We start from the raw sequence: 16664 nt of genomic DNA on the forward strand, positions 1-16664 counted from the left end.
GCTACAGACCGATGCGCCCGATCGGCGCCAGTTCGATATGGCCGTTCAGTTCCTGGTAGGAGTGGACCGGCAGCCAGCCGATGCGTGCTTCGATCATTCGCCGCACGTAGCGGCGGATGTCCATCGACGTGACCAGGGCCAGCGGCGCGCTCGGGGTTTCCCCCGCCAGCGCGATGATGCGTTCGGTCAGTGCCTTCGCGTCTTCCGGGGCCATGGTCAGGAAATTGCCGGCCGGAGTCGGCTTGATCGCTTGGCGGATGGCCTGCTCCAGCGCCTGCTCCAGCAGCAGTGCCGGCAATTGCGCCGCGCCGCCGCCGACACGGTGCGCCAGGAACGCACCGAGATCGCCGCGCACGTACTCGGTCAGCATCACCGGGTCCTTCTCCTTCGGCCCCCAGATCACCAGGCTTTCCATGATCAGCTTGATGTTGCGTATCGGCACGCGCTCCTCGAGCAGGCGGCGCAGCACATCGGCGGTGCGCTGCAACGGCACCGACTTCTGCACCTCCGCCACCAGCCCCGGGTACTCGGCATTGATCTGCTCCAGCACCCATTGCGCTTCCTGCAGGCCGAGGAACTGGTGCGCGCGCTCGCGCAGCGGGCGTGTGGCCTGCCTTGCCAGTTCCGCTTCCGGCCGCGTGGTCGGCGCCAGGCATTCGCGCTGCACCGGGACGTCGTGCACCAGGACCTCGAATTCCTGCGACTGCAGATCCGCAGTGCGCCACAGGCTCACGCCCGGGAATGGCAGTCCCAGTTCTTCGACCAGTTGCGTGCGCTCGTGTTCGATGGCGAGGCTGAGCGTCTCCGGCTCCAGGCGGTCGGCGAGGTCGGCGGCGAGCCTGACCGACAGCGCTGCGGCGAAGTCCGGCGCGTGATCGCCGATCGTCGGCGTCTGCCCTTTGCTGCCGCGGCGCGCGGCGCCGCTCACCGGCCCGCGCACCGGGCCGGTGGACGCCTGCCGCCGCCGCCGCAGCCAATAGCCGCTGCCGGCGATGGTTGCGGCCAGCAGCAGGAACAACGGCGCCGGGAAGCCCGGCACCAGCGCGAAGCACGCCAGCATGCCGCCGGCGGAGAACAGGGCCTGCGTGCTGCGGGTGAGCTGCTTGCCGATCTCGTTGCCGAGCGAGCTGTCGCCGGCGTCGTTTTCGTCGCCGGCGCGGGTGATCATGATGCCGGCGGACACGGAGATCAGCAGCGAGGCGATCTGCGACACCATCGCATCGCCGATGGACAGGATCGCGAAGCGATTGGCGGCCTCGGCCGCGCTCATGCCGTGGTAGGTGATGCCGATGATGATGCCGGCCACGATGTTGACCAGGGTGATGACCAGGCCGGCGATGGCGTCGCCCTTCACGAACTTCATCGCCCCGTCCATGCCGCCGTGCAGCTGGCTCTCCAGCGCCAGCCGCGCGCGCTTGCGCCGCGCGTCCTCCGCGCTGAGATTGCCGCCGCGCAGATCCGCATCGATGCTCATCTGCTTGCCGGGCATCGCATCCAGGGTGAAGCGCGCACCGACCTCGGCGACGCGCTCGGAGCCCTTGGCGATGACGATGAACTGCACCGTGGTGATGATCAGGAAGATCACCATGCCGACCACCAGATTGCCGCCGACCACCAGCTTGCCGAAGCTGTCGATGATGTGGCCGGCATTGGCGTGCAGCAGGATCGACTTGGTCGAGGCGATGTTCAGCGATAGCCGCAGCAGGGTGGTGAACAGCAGCAGCGAGGGGAAGGAGGACAATGCCAGCGAGTCCGGCACGTACATCGTGGCCATCAGCAGCACCACGCTGAGACTGATGTTGACCCCGAGCAGTGCGTCGATCAGCGCGGTAGGCAGCGGCAGTATCATCAGTGCCACCACGGCGACGACCAGCAGTGCGATCGCTGCCTCGCCGCCGTAGCGCAGTCCGCGGGTCAGTCGCATGCGCCAGCACCCAGGCCGTCCGCCGAATCGGACGCCGCCTCCGGCGATTCCCCGACCAGGCCGTCGACCCAGCGCAGGATGGCCGCCACCACCGCGAACAGTTCGCCGGGAATGGCCGCGTCCAGTTCGACCTTGTACAGCGCGCGCGCCAGCGGCGGATTGGCGATGATCGGCAGGCCCTGCGCCAGCGCCGCCTCGCGCAGCGCCAGCGCGCCCTCGTCCTCGCCCTTGGCGACGACCTGCGGCACGCCGAATTCGGGCTGGTAGGCGATCGCCACCGCGTAGTGGGTAGGGTTGACCACCAGCGCCTTGGCCTTGGGCAGGCGTTCGCGCGGATCGGAGAACAGCACCTCGTGCGCGAACTGCTTGCGCTGCCCCTTCATTTCGGGATTGCCTTCCGAGTCTTTGTATTCGCGCTTGATCTCGTCCTTGCTCATGCGGTGGTCGCGGATGAACAGCCAGTGCTGCAGCCCCAGGTCGATGCCGCCGATGACCAGCAGCACGATGCAGGTGATGCCGAACAGGCGGATCAGGACGCTCCAGCCGATCTGGGCGATGTCCAGCAGCGGCAGGTATGCCGTGCCCAGCAGCAGCGGCATCAGCCATGCCACTCCTTTCCACAGGACCGCGCCGATCAGCAGCGCCTTGACCAGCATCTTCAACAGGTCGATCAGGGTACGCGCCGAGAAGGTGCGTTTGATTCCGCTGACCGGATTCAGCGAGTCCAGCTTCGGTTGCAGCTTCTTGAACGACAGGTTGAAGCGCGTCTGCAGCAGGCCGACGAACAGCGGGCCGGCGACGATCGCCAGCATCAGCGGCAGCGTCAGCCATGCGCCTTCGATGGCCATGCGCTGCATGCTCTGCCGCAGGACCGTGTCGTCGCGGCTGTTGCCCATGTCCATCGCCAGATGCAGCAGCGCCCGCAGATGCGCGCCGAGCGAGTCCGCGGACACCTGCATGGCCAGCACGGCGCAGATCATGCCGGCGGCGATGCCGACGTCCTGGCTGAACGGCAGCTCGCCGTCCTGGCGCGCGTCCTGCAGTTTCTTCTCGGTCGGTTCTTCGGTCTTCTCGGACATTGCCTGAAGCCATGCTGGGGCACCGGATTGTGGAGAGACGGTGCGGGCCTGGTCGGATTCGCCACGAACGCACCGACGCGCAGGCGAAGCGGCGGCGGCTTCGCGAGTGTGTTGCGGATTTCGCTCGGCCGACGCGGCGCTGTCCGGATCGACGCTAGTGTGCGGTCTCGACCAGGCGCAGCAGGAGAGACGACGATGACGACGTTCCAAGCCAGAGAAGAGTTCACCAACGGCCTGATCGAGATTGTCACCACGGCGATGCAGAACGGCGACCTGAACGAGGCCGAAGGCGTGCTGGCGGCGCTGCGCGTGCTGCGGCCGGAAAATTCGGCGCTGGACATCTTCGATGCGTGGCTGGCGCTCAGGCGCAACCGCTTCACCGATGCGGCACGGATCCTGCGGAACCTGAACGCGATGCAGGATGCGGCGTCGATCGGCAAGGCATTGCTCGCCTGTTGCCTGTTCGCCATCGGCGACCCCGAGTGGATGATCAGCGCCAACCAGGTGATCGTCGAGAATGACGATCCCAACGCGGTGGCGCTGGTCAAGATGCTCAGCGGCCAGCCGCTGCAGGTGCCGCCCGAGGACGCCGCCGAGCATGCCGGCCAAGCCGCTGCCGACGCCGACAGCAGCGGCCATCTCGACATAGCACCGTTCGGCTCCCTACGCGCCTGAGCAAGGAGGATTGCAGATGAACCCCATCGCGCCAATCAGCGCCGTGACCGCCGTCGTGCCTGGCAGTGGCGTCGCGCCGGTCGCGGCGACGCCGTCGGCGGCGTCGGTACAGCAGTTCCAGGCATTGCTGCAGCAGGGCCATCAGGTTGCGCCAAACCTGCAGCTGGGGCAGCATCCCAACGCCATCGGGCGGCTGATCAGCGCCGAGGACAAGGCGATGCACGGGCTCTTGGCCCAGGCCGACGACTTCGCCGCGCGCGCGCCGACGATGAACATGAACGAACTGGTCGCCGGACAGATGCAGATGATGGATCGCGTGACCACGGCGATGGTGCACCTGAGCGTGGGGACCAGCGTTGCCCAGGGCGGCAAGTCCGCGGTGCAGACCTTGTTCAAGAACCAATGACGTGCGCCATCGTGTTCCGGCGAGGCGCCTGCCGCTGGCTGTGCGCGTTGCTGCTGACGCTTTTCCTGAGCGGCTGCAGCGCCATGCTGTACAGCGGCTTGAGCGAGGCCGATGCCAACGAGATGCTGGTGGTGCTGTTGCGCAAGGGCGTGCACGCCGAGAAGGAGAGTCCCGATGAGGGCAAGACCTGGTCGGTGGCAGCGCCGCAGGCGCAGTTGGCCGATGCGCTGGAGGTGCTGCGCGCGCATGGCCTGCCGCGGGAAAAGCACGCCAATCTCGGTGAGATGTTCAAGAAGGACGGCCTGATCTCCACGCCCACCGAGGAGCGGGTGCGTTTCATCTACGGCGTCTCGCAGCAGCTGTCGCAGACGCTGTCGGAAATCGACGGCGTGGTCGCCGCGGATGTGCAGATCGTGCTGCCCAACAACGATCCCTTGTCGAACGTGATCAAGCCGTCCAGCGCCGCGGTGTTCGTCAAGTACCGGCCGGGCACCGAGGTGACGCCGCTGGTGCCCAGCATCAAGAACCTGGTGGTGCACAGCGTGGAGGGCCTCAGCTACGACAACGTCAGCGTCACCATGGTGCCGGCGCAGCTGCTGGAGGCGGGGCAGGCGGCGCCGGCAGTGGAGTGGACATGGTGGCTACCATGGGGCTTGCTCTTGCTGCTGTTGGCCGCCGCTGGCGCCGCCGCGTTCTGGTTCGCACGCCGCGATGGTGGCTGGCGCGCGCTGCTGCTGCGGTTGCGGCCGCCCCGATCCGAGGACGCGGCGCAGTGACCGCGATGCCGGCGGCCGGTCGGCGTCTGCTGCGCTACCGGATGCGGGTGCAGGCGCTGGCGCGGCAGCCCGACCCGCCGCCGCTGTGCAGCGAAGCGGCGCTGCCGCGGCGGGCCTGGGCCGGCGCGGAGCTGGCGCGGCGGCAGGACGTGGTGATCGCGGCGCTGGGGCTGGACGCGTTGCCGGCCGCGTGCTTCGAGGATGCCGATAGCGATCTTGCGCTGCTGGAACCAGCGCCGTTGCGGCGGCTGCTGCTGACGCGCGCGCTGTACTCGCGGCTGGACGCCTTGCGCCACTGCGTCGAACGTGCGCCGCGGCAGTGGTTCGCCGAGCGCCTGGGCCCGCCGCTGTGGCAATGGCTGCGGGACTGCACGGTCGAGCCCACGCGGTTGCCGTTGCTGGCGCGCGACGCGGGCGAGCATGCATGGCATCTGGACGGCTGGTGCCGCCTGGTTGCCGATGGCGTGTGGCCCTGGCCGGGCCTGGCGCGGATGGCCGCGGCCAGCGCCGGCCTGGACCCGGGCGGGGCGGCATTGGCGGCCGATGGGTGCAGCCGGGATTTCATCGCGCAATGGCGCGAACTTGCACAGGAGACCACGGTATGGGAGAACGCGGCATGATCTGGTTGCGGGCGGGGAGCGATGTCGCCATTGACGAGGACATCGTACGGCGCGAGGAATTGGTCACGGTCCTGTCGTTGGATCAGGCCGAGGCACAGCAGCAGGCGCGTTTGCGGGAAGACGCCGAACGCGCCCAGCACCAGGCGCAGGCGTTGGTGCACAACGCGCAGCGGGAAGCCGAACGCCTGCGCAGCGCGGCGCGCGCACGATTCCAGCGCGTTGCCCGGCTTGGCTATGCCGCCGGCAGGCGTGGCGCCCTGCGCGACTGGAACCTGCGTGCGGTGCGCGCGCTGCATGACGAACGCCAGCAATGGCTGCGCAGCCGCGAACGGCTGCTGCAGGTGGTCGTCGATGCGTGCGCCGCGATCCTGGGCGAAGACCGCGGCGCGCTCTATCGGCGGGCGGCGCATGCGCTGGAGCAGGCCTGCGCCGCGGCGAAGTTCCTGCAGGTGCAGGTCGCGCCTGGCGAGGGCGCGGCCGCGCAGCAGGCATTCGATGGGCTCGCCGCGCAGGCGGGCGGGTTGCGCGTGGAGGTGGCCGAATGCGCGACGCTGGCAGCGGGCGAATGCCGCTGCGAGTGGGACAGCGGCGTGTTCGAAACCGGATTGCAGTTGCAACTGGACGGCTTGCGCGATGTGCTCTGCAAAGTGCTGGGCAACGACACTGCGGCGGCCTGCGCTGTTGTCGAGGAGGCTGACGCAGAGGCCGTCTCGTGCTGAACGTGGACCGCGGCGCGCTGCGGCGCGAGCTGGCGGCGCTGGCGCCGGGAATACGCTACGGCAAGGTGGTCGAGTTGGTCGGCACCCTGCTGCGCGTGGAGGGGCTGGCGGTCACCATCGGCGAAGTCTGCGAATTGCGCAATCCCGATGGCCGCTTGCTGCAGCGCGCCGAGGTGGTGGGTTTCGCGCGCGATCAGGCGGTGCTGGCGCCGTTTGGGGCGATGCTCGGATTGTCCGCGAGCACCAGAGTGATTGGCCAGGGGCGACCGCTGTCGGTGCCGGTGGGAGAGCAATTGCTGGGGCGGGTGCTGGACGGCCTGGGCGAGCCGGCAGACGGGCGCGGCCCGGTGCAGTGCCAGGCGCAGGTGCCGATCCATGCCGAAGCCCCGGACCCGATGCGGCGCCGTCTGATCGATGCGCCGCTGTCCACCGGCATCCGCCTGGTGGACGCGCTGACCACCCTGGGCGAGGGCCAGCGCCTGGGCATCTTCGCGCCGGCCGGGGTTGGCAAGAGCACCTTGTTGGGCATGTTCGCGCGCGGCACCAGCTGCGACGTCAACGTCATCGTGCTGATCGGCGAGCGCGGCCGCGAAGTGCGCGAGTTCATCGAGTTCATCCTGGGCGAGGATGGCATGGCGCGCAGCGTGATCGTTTGCGCCACCTCCGATCGCTCGGCGGTGGAGCGCGCCAAGGCCGCCTATGTCGGCACCGCGATCGCCGAGCATTTTCGCGACCGCGGCCTGCGCGTGTTGTTGATGATGGATTCGCTGACCCGCTTCGCACGCGCGCAACGCGAGATCGGCCTGGCCAGCGGCGAGCCGCCGACGCGGCGCGGCTTTCCGCCGTCGGTGTTCGCCGAATTGCCGCGGCTGGTGGAACGCGCCGGGATGGGCGACAACGGTTCCATCACCGCGTTGTATACCGTCCTGGCCGAAGACGAGTCGGGTTCCGACCCGGTGGCCGAGGAGGTGCGCGGCCTGCTCGATGGCCATCTGTTGCTGTCGCGCGAGTTGGCCGCGCGCAACCAGTATCCGGCGGTGGACGTGCTGAACAGTTTGAGCCGGGTAATGACCCAGATCGTCGGCCGCGAGCATGCGGAGCTGGCCGCGCAGCTGCGCCGGCTGCTGGCCAAATACCAGGAGATCGAGCCGCTGCTGCAGGTCGGCGAATACCGTGCCGGCAGCGACGCGCTGGCCGACGAGGCGGTGGCGCGCATCGAGGCGATCCGCGCGTTCCTTGCCCAGGAAACCGCCGACGTCGCCGATTACCGGGAGTCGTTGTCGCAACTGCAGCAGGTGGTGTATGAGTGAACGGCGGGCGCCCTGGCGGCTGCTGGCCGATTTGCATCGCCGCCGCGGCGAGGCGACGCAGGCGCAATTGCGCGAGGCGTTGCACGAGCTGCAATCGCTTGAGGATTCGCTGCAGGGCTGCGCCCAGCAGCAGGCGCTTTTGCTGCAGCGTTGCGGCGACCGGGCGCAGCAGCAGGCGCAGCTGAGCGCGGCGCCGCGCATGTGCATCGCGTCGTGGCTGGACGGCGAGCGCCATCGCGAGGAACTGGATCGGCAACTGCGCGGCGCCGAGCAGGCGCTGGAGCGTGCGCAGCAGGCCTGCGACGCGCAGCAGGCGCAGCTCGCGCAAGTGCGCGCGCGGCTGGCGCGGCATACGCGCCAGGCGCAGCAATACCAGGCGCGCGCCGATCGCCTCGAGCGCCAGCGCGCCGAGCAGCGCGAGCTTGCCGAGGACGAGGAAATCGCCGAAACCATCGTGGCGCGCGCGCGCCTGGACGCAGGCGAACGCGCGAGGCGGGAGTGAACGCCTCCGACCAGGCGCTGGTCTGGCTGCACTCGCAAGGCATCGGACTGGTGGTCTTGCTGGCCGTGGCATGCGTGCGCTGCTTCGTGCTGTTCATGGTGTTGCCGGCAACCGGCGAAGACGCCATTCCAGGAGCCGCACGCAACGGCGTGGTCTATATGCTGGCGGGCTTCGTCGCCTATGGACAACCCCCCGATCTGTTTGCGCGGGTCGATCCGCTGACCCTGATCGCGCTGGTCGGGAAAGAGGCGTTCCTCGGCCTGATGATCGGCTATGCCGCATCGAGCATCTTCTGGATCGCGCAGAACGTGGGCACGGTGATCGACGACCTGGCCGGTTTCAACAACGTGCAGATGAACAACCCGATGCATGGCGAGCAGAGTACGCCGGTTTCCAACACCATGCTGCAGACGTCGATCACGCTGTTCTACGTGCTGGGCGGCATGGTCACGCTGCTGGGCGCGGTGTTCGAATCCTACCGGTGGTGGCCGCTGGCGAAACTGCAGCCGGATACCAGTCAATTGGCCGCCCAATTCGTGCTGCAGAGCACCGACAACATGATGACGGCAACGATCAAGCTGTCGGCGCCGGTGATGCTGGTCCTGGTGCTTGTCGACCTGGGCTTCGGCCTGGTTGCGCGCAGCGCCGAGAAGCTCGAGCCGTCCAACCTCAGCCAGCCGGTGCGCGGCGCGCTGGCATTGCTGATGCTGGCGTTGCTGATTCAAGTCTTCGTTTCGCAGTTGCTGGACGAGCTGTCCTTCGTCCACTTCCAGGCCAAGATCGGCCAGTTCCTGGTCGGATCTCCCGGCACCCATTGACCGCGTCGCCGCGCGTTCGCGCCGCCGCCCGTCGCCGCCTGAGCCTTCACCGCTGCGTGCCGCCAGCGCCGTTCGGCTGCGCGCGCGGCCTGCATGGGCGCGGTCGATGGAGCCAATCGGCGTTTTTCGCCGATTGCTTTAATTGTGGATCTTCGCGAAATGTAGAAATTAGGCTTTGTTCGCTTCGCATCGGCGGCAGCCGCGTCGAATTAATATGTTTTTGAAGAAAATTATCCGACAACGGCGACAGAATGAGATTTTTTGATCATCGCCATGAGATTAAGTGAGAAATTCCGTTTCGGCGCCTACCTACAATGAATTGCGCCATCGCGCCTCACGTGTTGCGGAAGTTTCTGCAGTTCTTTCCTCTCACTCCCCCGGAGAGACAACGCCATGTTTTTGTCCACTTATCTCGCTGCGATCTCTGCATTAACCCATGATGAAGCGCTGCCGACTTATTCGAAGAAAATTCTGAGCGGAGCCTGGCCGCAGGCATTGCAATACCTGCAACATCGTCGCGATCAGGAGCACGGAGACGGTGCCGGCGCCGGCGCCGGCGAGGCGAGCCTGTTGCGCGCCATCGGTGATGGACTGTTGACGATGGAGTACGAAGAGGAGGCCGAGGAGGCCTATCGCCTGGCGCAGAAGCGCATGCGCAACGGCGGTGCGCACCTGCGCCTGTTTTCCTGCCGCAATACCGCCTGGCAGATGTTGCAGCAGCGCAGGCTCAGCGCGGCGCTGAACTGTTTCGGCCAATTGGTGGTGGACCGCGACGCCGATCAGCTGCTGCGGGCGGAGAGCCTGATGGGCAAGGCGCTGTCGCACTTCCATCTGGGCCAGAGCATGCAGGCGCTGCAGGTCGTGGAGCGCGCCCAGGAAGCGGCGGCGGAGACCGAGATCGCCCATCGCCTGGTTCCTGTCGCCCAGGCCTTGCGCTTGGACATGCTCGCGCAGTTGAGCATCCGCCGCGCCGAACGCCTGATCGATCACGTGTTCTGGCAGGCCGCGGCGTGCAACGAGAAATGGACCGGCACATTCGATGCGGACGAGATCAAACGCTTTACCGGCGAGGTCGCCGAGTCGATGCCGGTGCTGGCGCGCCGGCTGCAGTTCGTGCGGTCGTTGCTGCGGATCGCTGCCGGAGACACCGGCTGCTTCGACGCGGTCTTCGATACGATGCCGCAGTACGCATCGGCGTGCGGCAGCAACTCGCGTCATGGCGCCAAGCTGGAGCTGGCGCTGGCTGCACTGGCCGCAGGACGCGCCGATCTGGCCGAGCGCGCCTTGGCCGGCGTGGTCAGGCAGGCATCGATGCGCTGGGATCTTGAGCTGGAGTATTGCCAGGCCAAGATCTGCCATGCGACCGGACGTACCGAGCAGGCCCTGCGCCTGTACAACCGCTATGCGCTGGATGCGGTGCAATGCCTGCGCAGCGAAGTGCAGGTCGCGCGATCGCTGGAAGACGGTCCCGTGACGCAGTGCAGCGACGACATTTCGGCGCGCTTGCCGGCCAAGTACCGTCGCGCCTATACCTATATGCTGGAAAACGTGCATCGCCCGGACCTGTCGATCAACGAAGTGGCCGCGCAGATCGGGGTGACCGGACGCGCCTTGCAGCTCGCGTTCAAGGCGGCCACAGGCATGTCGCCGACCCAGGTGCTGCGCCGTTACCGCATGCAGGGCATCCGCGACGAGCTGTTGTCCGAATCCGGCTGCGGCGGTGTGCTGCAGGCGGCCGAGCATTGGGGCGTGGTGAGCCGCTCGGCGCTGGTCAAGTGCTATAGGCGGCAGTTCGACGAAGTTCCCGCCGAAACCTTGCAGCGCTGACGGGAGGCCCAATGAAACAGCATCGTTGGCGATCGGCGGCAGTGCCGCGCGCGTGCTTGGCGGTGGCGTTGGCGATCGCAGTGAACGCGGCCATCGCCCCGGCGATGGCGGCCGAGGTGCCATGGCATCGCGGCAATTTCCAGTACACCGTCGACAACAAGGATCTCAAGGACGTATTGCGCGACTTCGCCTCCAGCCAGGGGCTGATGGCCTGGATCTCGCCGGAGGTCAGCGGTACGGTCAGCGGCAGGTTCGCCACACCGCCGCAGAAATTCCTGGATACGCTGGCGACCAGCTACGGCTTCGTCTGGTATTACGATGGCACGGTGCTGCGGGTGTGGGGCGGCAACGAAGTCGCCAGCGCAACCTTGACCCTGTCCGCGGCCACCACCGGCGAGGTGCGGGCGGCGCTGCAACGGATGGAGCTGGTCGATCGACGATTTCCAATCCGCTACGAGGATACGGCGCGCACGCTGATCGTCTCCGGCCCGCCGGGGTACGTGGACATCGTCTCGGCAGTGGTGCGATCGGTGGACCGCAGCAGCGGACAGCGCGACGGCACCGAGACGCGCGTGTTTCCACTGCGCTATGCCCGCGCCGCCGATCGTACGGCGCAGATCGAGGGCCAGAGCAACCAGATCCCGGGCCTGGCCACGTTGCTGCGAGGCATGTACGGGCAGTCCGGCTCGGCGCAGGCGGACGGCAGCGGCGCAGGCGGCGGCGACCAGCAGCGCATGCGCTCGCTGGGCGAGCGTGGCGATACCGGTGTGGCGCGGATCGATCCCGGCGGCGCCGGCAGCGGCGCATCATCCGGCGTGGGGCTGCCCAACAACTGGTTTGGCCTGGGCGGCACTCAGGCTCAGGTCAAGCCGCCGTTGCCCAATACGCCGGTAGCCGATAGCGGGTCTGCGGCGGCGAGCGGCGGCAGCGCCGCCACCGTCGGCGCGAGCGCCGACCACAGTGGCGGCGCTGCCGAAAACCTGCCCTATATCCAGGCCGATCCGCGCATCAATGCGGTGGTGATCCGCGATCGCCCGGAGCGCATGGACGGCTATGCGTCGTTGATCCAGCAACTGGATGCGCGTCCGCAGCTGCTGCAGATCGATGCGACGATCATCGAAGTGCAGGACGGCGCATTGCGCGACCTCGGCGTGGATTGGCGATTGCACAATCGCCACCTCGACCTGCAGAGCGGCGATGGGAAAGGTTCGGCGCTGGCCTACCCGGTGCCGGGCGCCACGCCGGGGCTGGGCGATACTGCCGACGGCCTGAGTCCCGGCGGCGGCGTGCTCACCGCCGTGCTCGGCGATGCCGGGCGCTTCCTGATGACGCGGGTGTCGGCGCTGGAGCAGAGCAACCGCGCCAAGGTCGTCTCGACTCCCAAGGTGGCGACCCTGGACAACGTCGAGGCGATGATGGATCAACGGCAGCGCTTCTTCGTGCGCGTGGCCGGCTACCAGAGCGCGGACCTGTACGGCTTGTCCGCCGGCGTCTCGCTGCGCGTGCTGCCCACGGTGGTGCCGAATTCCGATTCCAAGCAGATCCGCCTGGATGTGAACATCGAGGACGGGCAGGTGACCGCGCAGACAGTCGACCAGATTCCGGTGATCTCTTCCAGTCAGATCAATACCCAGGCCTTCGTCAACGACGGCGAGAGCCTGCTGATCGCCGGCTACGAGAGCAACGACGACGAGAATCAGGTGAATGGCGTGCCGGGGCTATCCAAGGTGCCGGTCCTGGGCCGGCTGTTCCAGCATCGCTCCAGGCAGCGCAGCAGCGTGCAGCGCTTGTTCCTGCTGACCCCGCACGTGATATCGCCCTGAGACAGGCCCAGCGGATGCGCCTCGCTCGTTGCCGCGAGCGAGGCGCCGATGCTCAGTTCGCCGACGGACGGCTGGGAGAGGCCAGGCACGTACCGATCATGTCGTTGCCGTTCGTGCTCGGGTCGCAGCCGCCCATCATGAGCTGCATCATGATCTGCATCAACTCGTTTCCGATCATGTCGTTGCCGTTGTAGTTCTGATTCTGATTCTGATCTTGCGTCTGGCCGCCGCGCTGCAACAGCATCATGGCGACCATCATCGCCATCATCGCATCGAGCTGGTACGAATTGCTTGCCTGGCTCGGGGGTGGCATGTCGGCTGGTGAGCAGGCCGGCTGGTAGGGGGAGTAGATCTGGTCGAGGTTGGGTCCTGAAACGTTCATGGATATCTCATCGATGTGGAGTGGACGTTGGCTGGGATGGCATGGGCATTGCGCCCGGTGGCAAAAATAGTCATTCGGCCCGCCGTGCGGCGGCCAATGGACGAAGCCGGTCCGCCGCTTGCGAAGCGAACGCACCGATCGGGCGGCCCGATCGGCGCGTTCGCGCTTGTTTCGCAGATGGAGCGATCGATTCGTTGGCGTGGCTGCGCTAGGTGCGGATCGGTATATGTTGGACTGCAGCGGCGCATCGCCGCAGTTCGCGGGCCGCTACAGGTCTGCTCCAACAATCGAGGAGTTTTTTATGAGTATTTTTTCGAGTATTGGTCATGCGTTCGAGCATGTCGGAAACGCGATCGGGGGCGCTATCGTGGGGGCAGGCAAAGACTTGGTCGGCGCGGCGGAGCATGCTGGAAAGTCCGTCGGCGACGTGTGCTGTGGGGATTTCGGCGGCGCCTTGAAGCAGCTGGGGCAGGCCGGCCAGGGGGTGGTGGATGCGGGCAAGTACGAGTTGCAGGCCGGCGTGAGCCTCGTCACCGCGGTACCCACCATCGCCGCGGAAAGCGTGGCCAATGCGCATTTGAACCCTTTATTGACCAAGATTGCCGGTGGGGCCAAGAGCGTGCTGGACGACACGCGCCAGGGCGTCACGCAGGCGTACGACAATTTTGCCGATTCCGGCGTGGGGCTGGTGAGCGGCGGCTTGAATTGCGTCGACGACGCGCTGCACGGCCGCGTCGACGCGCTGGGCATGGACGCTGCGAAGATGGCTGGCAATGTGTTTAACGTGGCTGAGTGCCTGACCCCCGAGGGCGCTGTCGCCGCCGTTACGGCAGGTATCGCAGGTGCGGCGCTGAGCGGCACAGGGTTGGGGGCGGCCGGCCAAGTGATCGGCGACGCGGTGACGGGCAATCCGTGGCGGGTGCTGCGCGACGGAGCCACCACCATGGCCACGGGCGTGGTCGATCCGCTGCTGCAAAAAGACTTCGCCGGCGACAGCCAGTCCATGCAGCCACAACAGCCGCTGGCTTGCGACGCGGTGGGCGATGCGTTCCAGGCCGGGTCCGACACGGCGATCGGGATCGACATGCCCGTTGGCGCCGATTTCTCGTCGCAGTGCCCGACGGCAAATGGGATGGGATGTTCGGACTCCCTGGCGCTGAGTGCCACGGACGGGCTGGACTGCGGCGCGGACAACGCAGTGGCCGACACCGATGGCCAGAGCGATTCGTCCGCCCCCGTGGACGTGTTTGCCAGCCTGCCAGCGTACGCCACGGCGACCCCGCGGGTGGCGACGCAGTTGTCGGCGTAGCCTCATGCGTCGTCGTGCCGGAGCGTTGCTTGCGGCGTGGCTCGCCACGCCGTTGGCGCATGCAGGGTGCTTCGAACAGGCCGCGGACTACCAGCGGGTCAATGCACGCGTGCTCAAGGCCATCGCTTGGCAGGAGTCGCGCGGCAAGCCGCAGGCGATGCACCGCAATGCCAACGGCAGCGTGGACTACGGGCAGATGCAGATCAACTCGATCCATCTGCCGCGTCTGTCGCACTATGGGGTCTCGGTGCGTGAGTTGATGGATCCCTGCGCCAGCACCTACGTGGCGGCTTGGCATCTGCGGCAGATGATGAACAAGTACGGCAACAGCTGGGCGGCGGTGGGCGCCTATCATTCCGAGACGCCTGCCGAGCGCGACCGCTATGCGCAATCCGTGCGCCAGATCCTGCAGTCGGACCAGCGCTTCGCGCGCTTCGAGCAGGCCGGGGCGCTGCCGCAAGGGCCGGACTTGCGCGTCGCGCGCGCGCGCGCGGATGGCCGGGCTGGTGCCGCGGCGTCGCGCCAGCCGGCGGCAGCGAGCGATCCGGTGCAGATCGCCGAGCGCATGCTGCGGCGGGATCCACCACCGGAAGACGATCGCTGCCCGTTTTCCGATCTGGCCGCGTGCTGAATGCCGTTGCCGCAGGCAGTGCGATTGCCTGCGGCCTCGGCCTCGGCTTGGCGTGCGGGTCGGGCGACCACGCGTCGCGACTCAATGCCAGTCGCGCGCCACCACGGCGCCGCTGCCGCCGACCAGGAAATCCAGGTCCGCGCCCAGGTGCGCCTGTTGCACGTGCTCCACGTACTCCACGTACAGCCTGCTCCAGCCGCGCGCCGGGGTTGGGGCAATGTCCAGCGCCTCGTCGTCGATGCGCGTCTTCATGTCCTCGATGCTTTCGAACACCACCGCGCGGCCGCGGTGCCGCAGCAGGTGCGGCACCGCGGCCGAGGGCTTGATCACCGCGCCGTCCGGGGCCAGGTTGCCGCGCAGCACGGCGCTGCCGGCCTGCTCGCGGAACGGCGTGTCCAGCGCGTGGATCACCGCGCGGTTCCAGCACGGTGCCTGCGCCACGTTCTCGCCGAGGCTGCGGCCGTTGACGGTGAGCGCGCCCAGGTCCAGCGCGGCGCCGAGTTCGCGCATCACCGCCGGCAGCCCGCCAGCGTAGTAGAAATCTTCCATCAGGTACTGGCCGGACGGCTTCAGGGTCCATGCTGGCCAGATTGCGGAACAGCATCGCGGTGGGCAGCATCTGCGTCTCGCCCAGCGACATCACCGGGAATTCCAGCGGGAAGCCGCCGGCCTCGTAGACGCCGCGCTTGACGTGCTCGGCCAGCTCGCGCAGGTGGCCGTTGCACGGGGTCAGCTCCGACCAGGTGTTGCAGATGCCGATCACCGGGCGCCCGTCGAACATGTCGTGCGGGTGGCCCGCGCTCTTGAGCCAGCTGCGGTAGTAGAAACCCTGCTTGCCTTCGCGACCGAACCACGCCTGGCTGCGGCGGACCGGTTTGGTGGGTGAGCCCATGCTGGCGGAATCCTCGCGTCATGATCGGCCCGGATCGGTGCCTGTGCGGCGTCGCCCGAGTGCTTTACGTTGGCGATGCCAGCGGGCATATTGATACATGAAAAATAATAAATATCTGGCTATGGATATTTGTTTTCATATATCAAAATCTCATCCACCTAGAGCGAAACGGCATGGACAACACGGCAAGCGCGACGCCCCACAGCACCGGTAACGCAACCTACGGCAGCCTGCACGGGCGCCGCGTCTTCATCACCGGCGGCGGTTCGGGCATCGGCGCGGCCCTGGTCGAGGCCTTCGCCGGGCAGGGCGCGCAGGTCGCCTTCGTCGACGTGGCCGCTGCGGCCAGCGCGGCCTTGGCCGAGCGGCTGGCCGCCGCCGGCCTGGCCAAGCCGTGGTGGCGCCGCTGCGACGTCACCGACGTGGCCGCGCTGCAGGCGGCGCTGGGCGAGGCCGCCGCCGAGCTGGGCGATTTCCATGTGCTGCTCAACAACGTCGGCAGCGACGACCGGCATGCGCTGGACGCGGTGACCCCGGAGTACTGGGAGCGTTGCGTGGCGATCAACCAGCGCGCCGCGTTCTTCGCGATCCAGGCGGTGGTGCCGGGCATGCAGCGGCTCGGTGGCGGTTCGATCGTCAATCTCGGCTCCACCGGCTGGCAGAGCAAGACCGGCGGCTATCCGGTCTACGCCACCGCCAAGTCGTCGGTGAACGGGCTGACCCGTGGCCTGGCGCGCGAACTGGGCGCGGCACGGATCCGCATCAACGTGCTGACCCCGGGCTGGGTGATGACCGAACGCCAGGTCGCGCTGTGGCTGGATGAGGCCGGCGAGCGCGAACTGGCGCGCAACCAGTGCCTGCCGGACAAGGTGATGCCCGAGGACATCGCGCGCATGGCGCTGTTCCTGGCCTCGGACCAGTCGCGCGCGATCACCGCGCAGGAATTCGTGGTGGATGCGGGCTGGACCTGA

Annotated in this window: 17 protein-coding genes and 1 pseudogene; 13 read left to right on the forward strand and 5 right to left on the reverse strand. The window is 67.5% G+C overall.

The window, feature by feature from the left end:
• Position 1 precedes the first annotated feature (1 nt).
• On the reverse strand, positions 2-1924 hold the full coding sequence (locus FZ025_RS15985) for an FHIPEP family type III secretion protein (RefSeq protein ID WP_104558901.1): 1923 nt from the start codon (positions 1922-1924) through the stop codon (positions 2-4).
• Positions 1915-3003, reverse strand: a complete 1089-nt coding sequence (gene sctU / locus FZ025_RS15990; protein WP_046979633.1) for a type III secretion system export apparatus subunit SctU — start codon at positions 3001-3003, stop codon at positions 1915-1917. The genes FZ025_RS15985 and sctU overlap by 10 nt, the downstream gene beginning before the upstream one ends.
• 195 nt (positions 3004-3198) lie before the next feature.
• Here sctU and FZ025_RS15995 point away from each other — a divergent pair, with 195 nt between their 5' ends.
• From FZ025_RS15995 to sctC, 10 genes are all read left to right on the forward strand, one after another.
• Entirely contained in the window at positions 3199-3678 is a 480-nt protein-coding gene (locus FZ025_RS15995; RefSeq protein WP_046979632.1) for an HrpB1 family type III secretion system apparatus protein, read from the forward strand.
• A gap of 16 nt (positions 3679-3694) precedes the next feature.
• Positions 3695-4084, forward strand: a complete 390-nt coding sequence (locus FZ025_RS16000; protein WP_046979631.1) for a type III secretion protein HrpB2 — start codon at positions 3695-3697, stop codon at positions 4082-4084.
• Positions 4081-4860, forward strand: coding sequence for a type III secretion system inner membrane ring lipoprotein SctJ (gene sctJ / locus FZ025_RS16005; RefSeq protein WP_046979630.1), 780 nt, complete (start codon positions 4081-4083; stop codon positions 4858-4860). The genes FZ025_RS16000 and sctJ overlap by 4 nt, the downstream gene beginning before the upstream one ends.
• Before the next feature lie 5 nt (positions 4861-4865).
• Positions 4866-5480, forward strand: a complete 615-nt coding sequence (locus tag FZ025_RS16010; protein ID WP_104558909.1) for a type III secretion protein HrpB4 — start codon at positions 4866-4868, stop codon at positions 5478-5480.
• Positions 5462-6199, forward strand: a complete 738-nt coding sequence (sctL, locus tag FZ025_RS16015; protein WP_046979628.1) for a type III secretion system stator protein SctL — start codon at positions 5462-5464, stop codon at positions 6197-6199. Before FZ025_RS16010 ends, sctL begins: the two co-directional genes overlap by 19 nt.
• Entirely contained in the window at positions 6193-7509 is a 1317-nt protein-coding gene (gene sctN / locus FZ025_RS16020; RefSeq protein ID WP_046979627.1) for a type III secretion system ATPase SctN, read from the forward strand. Before sctL ends, sctN begins: the two co-directional genes overlap by 7 nt.
• The gene (locus FZ025_RS16025) at positions 7502-8011 is read left to right on the forward strand and encodes a type III secretory pathway component (protein WP_046979626.1); all 510 of its coding nucleotides are present in this window, start codon (positions 7502-7504) and stop codon (positions 8009-8011) included. The genes sctN and FZ025_RS16025 overlap by 8 nt, the downstream gene beginning before the upstream one ends.
• Positions 8008-8829, forward strand: coding sequence for a type III secretion system export apparatus subunit SctT (sctT, locus tag FZ025_RS16030; RefSeq protein ID WP_046979625.1), 822 nt, complete (start codon positions 8008-8010; stop codon positions 8827-8829). The genes FZ025_RS16025 and sctT overlap by 4 nt, the downstream gene beginning before the upstream one ends.
• A gap of 468 nt (positions 8830-9297) precedes the next feature.
• Positions 9298-10656, forward strand: coding sequence for a helix-turn-helix transcriptional regulator (locus FZ025_RS16035; RefSeq protein WP_208803820.1), 1359 nt, complete (start codon positions 9298-9300; stop codon positions 10654-10656).
• Between the two features lie 11 nt (positions 10657-10667).
• Complete coding sequence (gene sctC / locus FZ025_RS16040) at positions 10668-12479, forward strand: type III secretion system outer membrane ring subunit SctC (protein WP_046979623.1); 1812 nt, start codon at positions 10668-10670, stop codon at positions 12477-12479.
• Positions 12480-12531: 52 nt separating this feature from the next.
• On the opposite strand, the gene FZ025_RS16045 is transcribed toward sctC, so the two are convergent.
• Positions 12532-12861 (reverse strand): hypothetical protein, encoded by a 330-nt coding sequence (locus tag FZ025_RS16045; protein ID WP_046979622.1) that lies wholly within the window; start codon positions 12859-12861, stop codon positions 12532-12534.
• Between the two features lie 301 nt (positions 12862-13162).
• Between FZ025_RS16045 and FZ025_RS16050 the strand changes: the two genes are divergently transcribed.
• Both FZ025_RS16050 and FZ025_RS16055 read left to right on the forward strand, forming a co-directional pair.
• Positions 13163-14170 carry a hypothetical protein gene (locus tag FZ025_RS16050; protein ID WP_146093610.1) on the forward strand — a complete coding sequence of 336 codons (1008 nt, stop codon included), beginning with the start codon at positions 13163-13165 and terminating at the stop codon, positions 14168-14170.
• Positions 14171-14174: 4 nt separating this feature from the next.
• Positions 14175-14801, forward strand: a complete 627-nt coding sequence (locus FZ025_RS16055; RefSeq protein ID WP_053057260.1) for a lytic transglycosylase domain-containing protein — start codon at positions 14175-14177, stop codon at positions 14799-14801.
• An 81-nt stretch (positions 14802-14882) separates the two neighbouring features.
• On the opposite strand, the gene FZ025_RS22485 is transcribed toward FZ025_RS16055, so the two are convergent.
• Both FZ025_RS22485 and FZ025_RS22785 read right to left on the reverse strand, forming a co-directional pair.
• A complete protein-coding gene (locus tag FZ025_RS22485) occupies positions 14883-15350 on the reverse strand; it encodes an IlvD/Edd family dehydratase (RefSeq protein WP_053057259.1) in 468 nt (155 codons plus the stop codon).
• 76 nt (positions 15351-15426) lie between these two features.
• Positions 15427-15693, reverse strand: a pseudogene (locus FZ025_RS22785) (dihydroxy-acid dehydratase domain-containing protein); the annotation flags it as partial.
• A gap of 173 nt (positions 15694-15866) precedes the next feature.
• Between FZ025_RS22785 and FZ025_RS16065 the strand changes: the two are divergent.
• Positions 15867-16664: an SDR family NAD(P)-dependent oxidoreductase gene (locus FZ025_RS16065; protein ID WP_046979620.1), complete on the forward strand. Its 798-nt coding sequence runs from the start codon at positions 15867-15869 to the stop codon at positions 16662-16664.

Source organism: Xanthomonas hyacinthi, from assembly GCF_009769165.1.
GTDB classification, from domain to species: domain Bacteria; phylum Pseudomonadota; class Gammaproteobacteria; order Xanthomonadales; family Xanthomonadaceae; genus Xanthomonas_A; species Xanthomonas_A hyacinthi.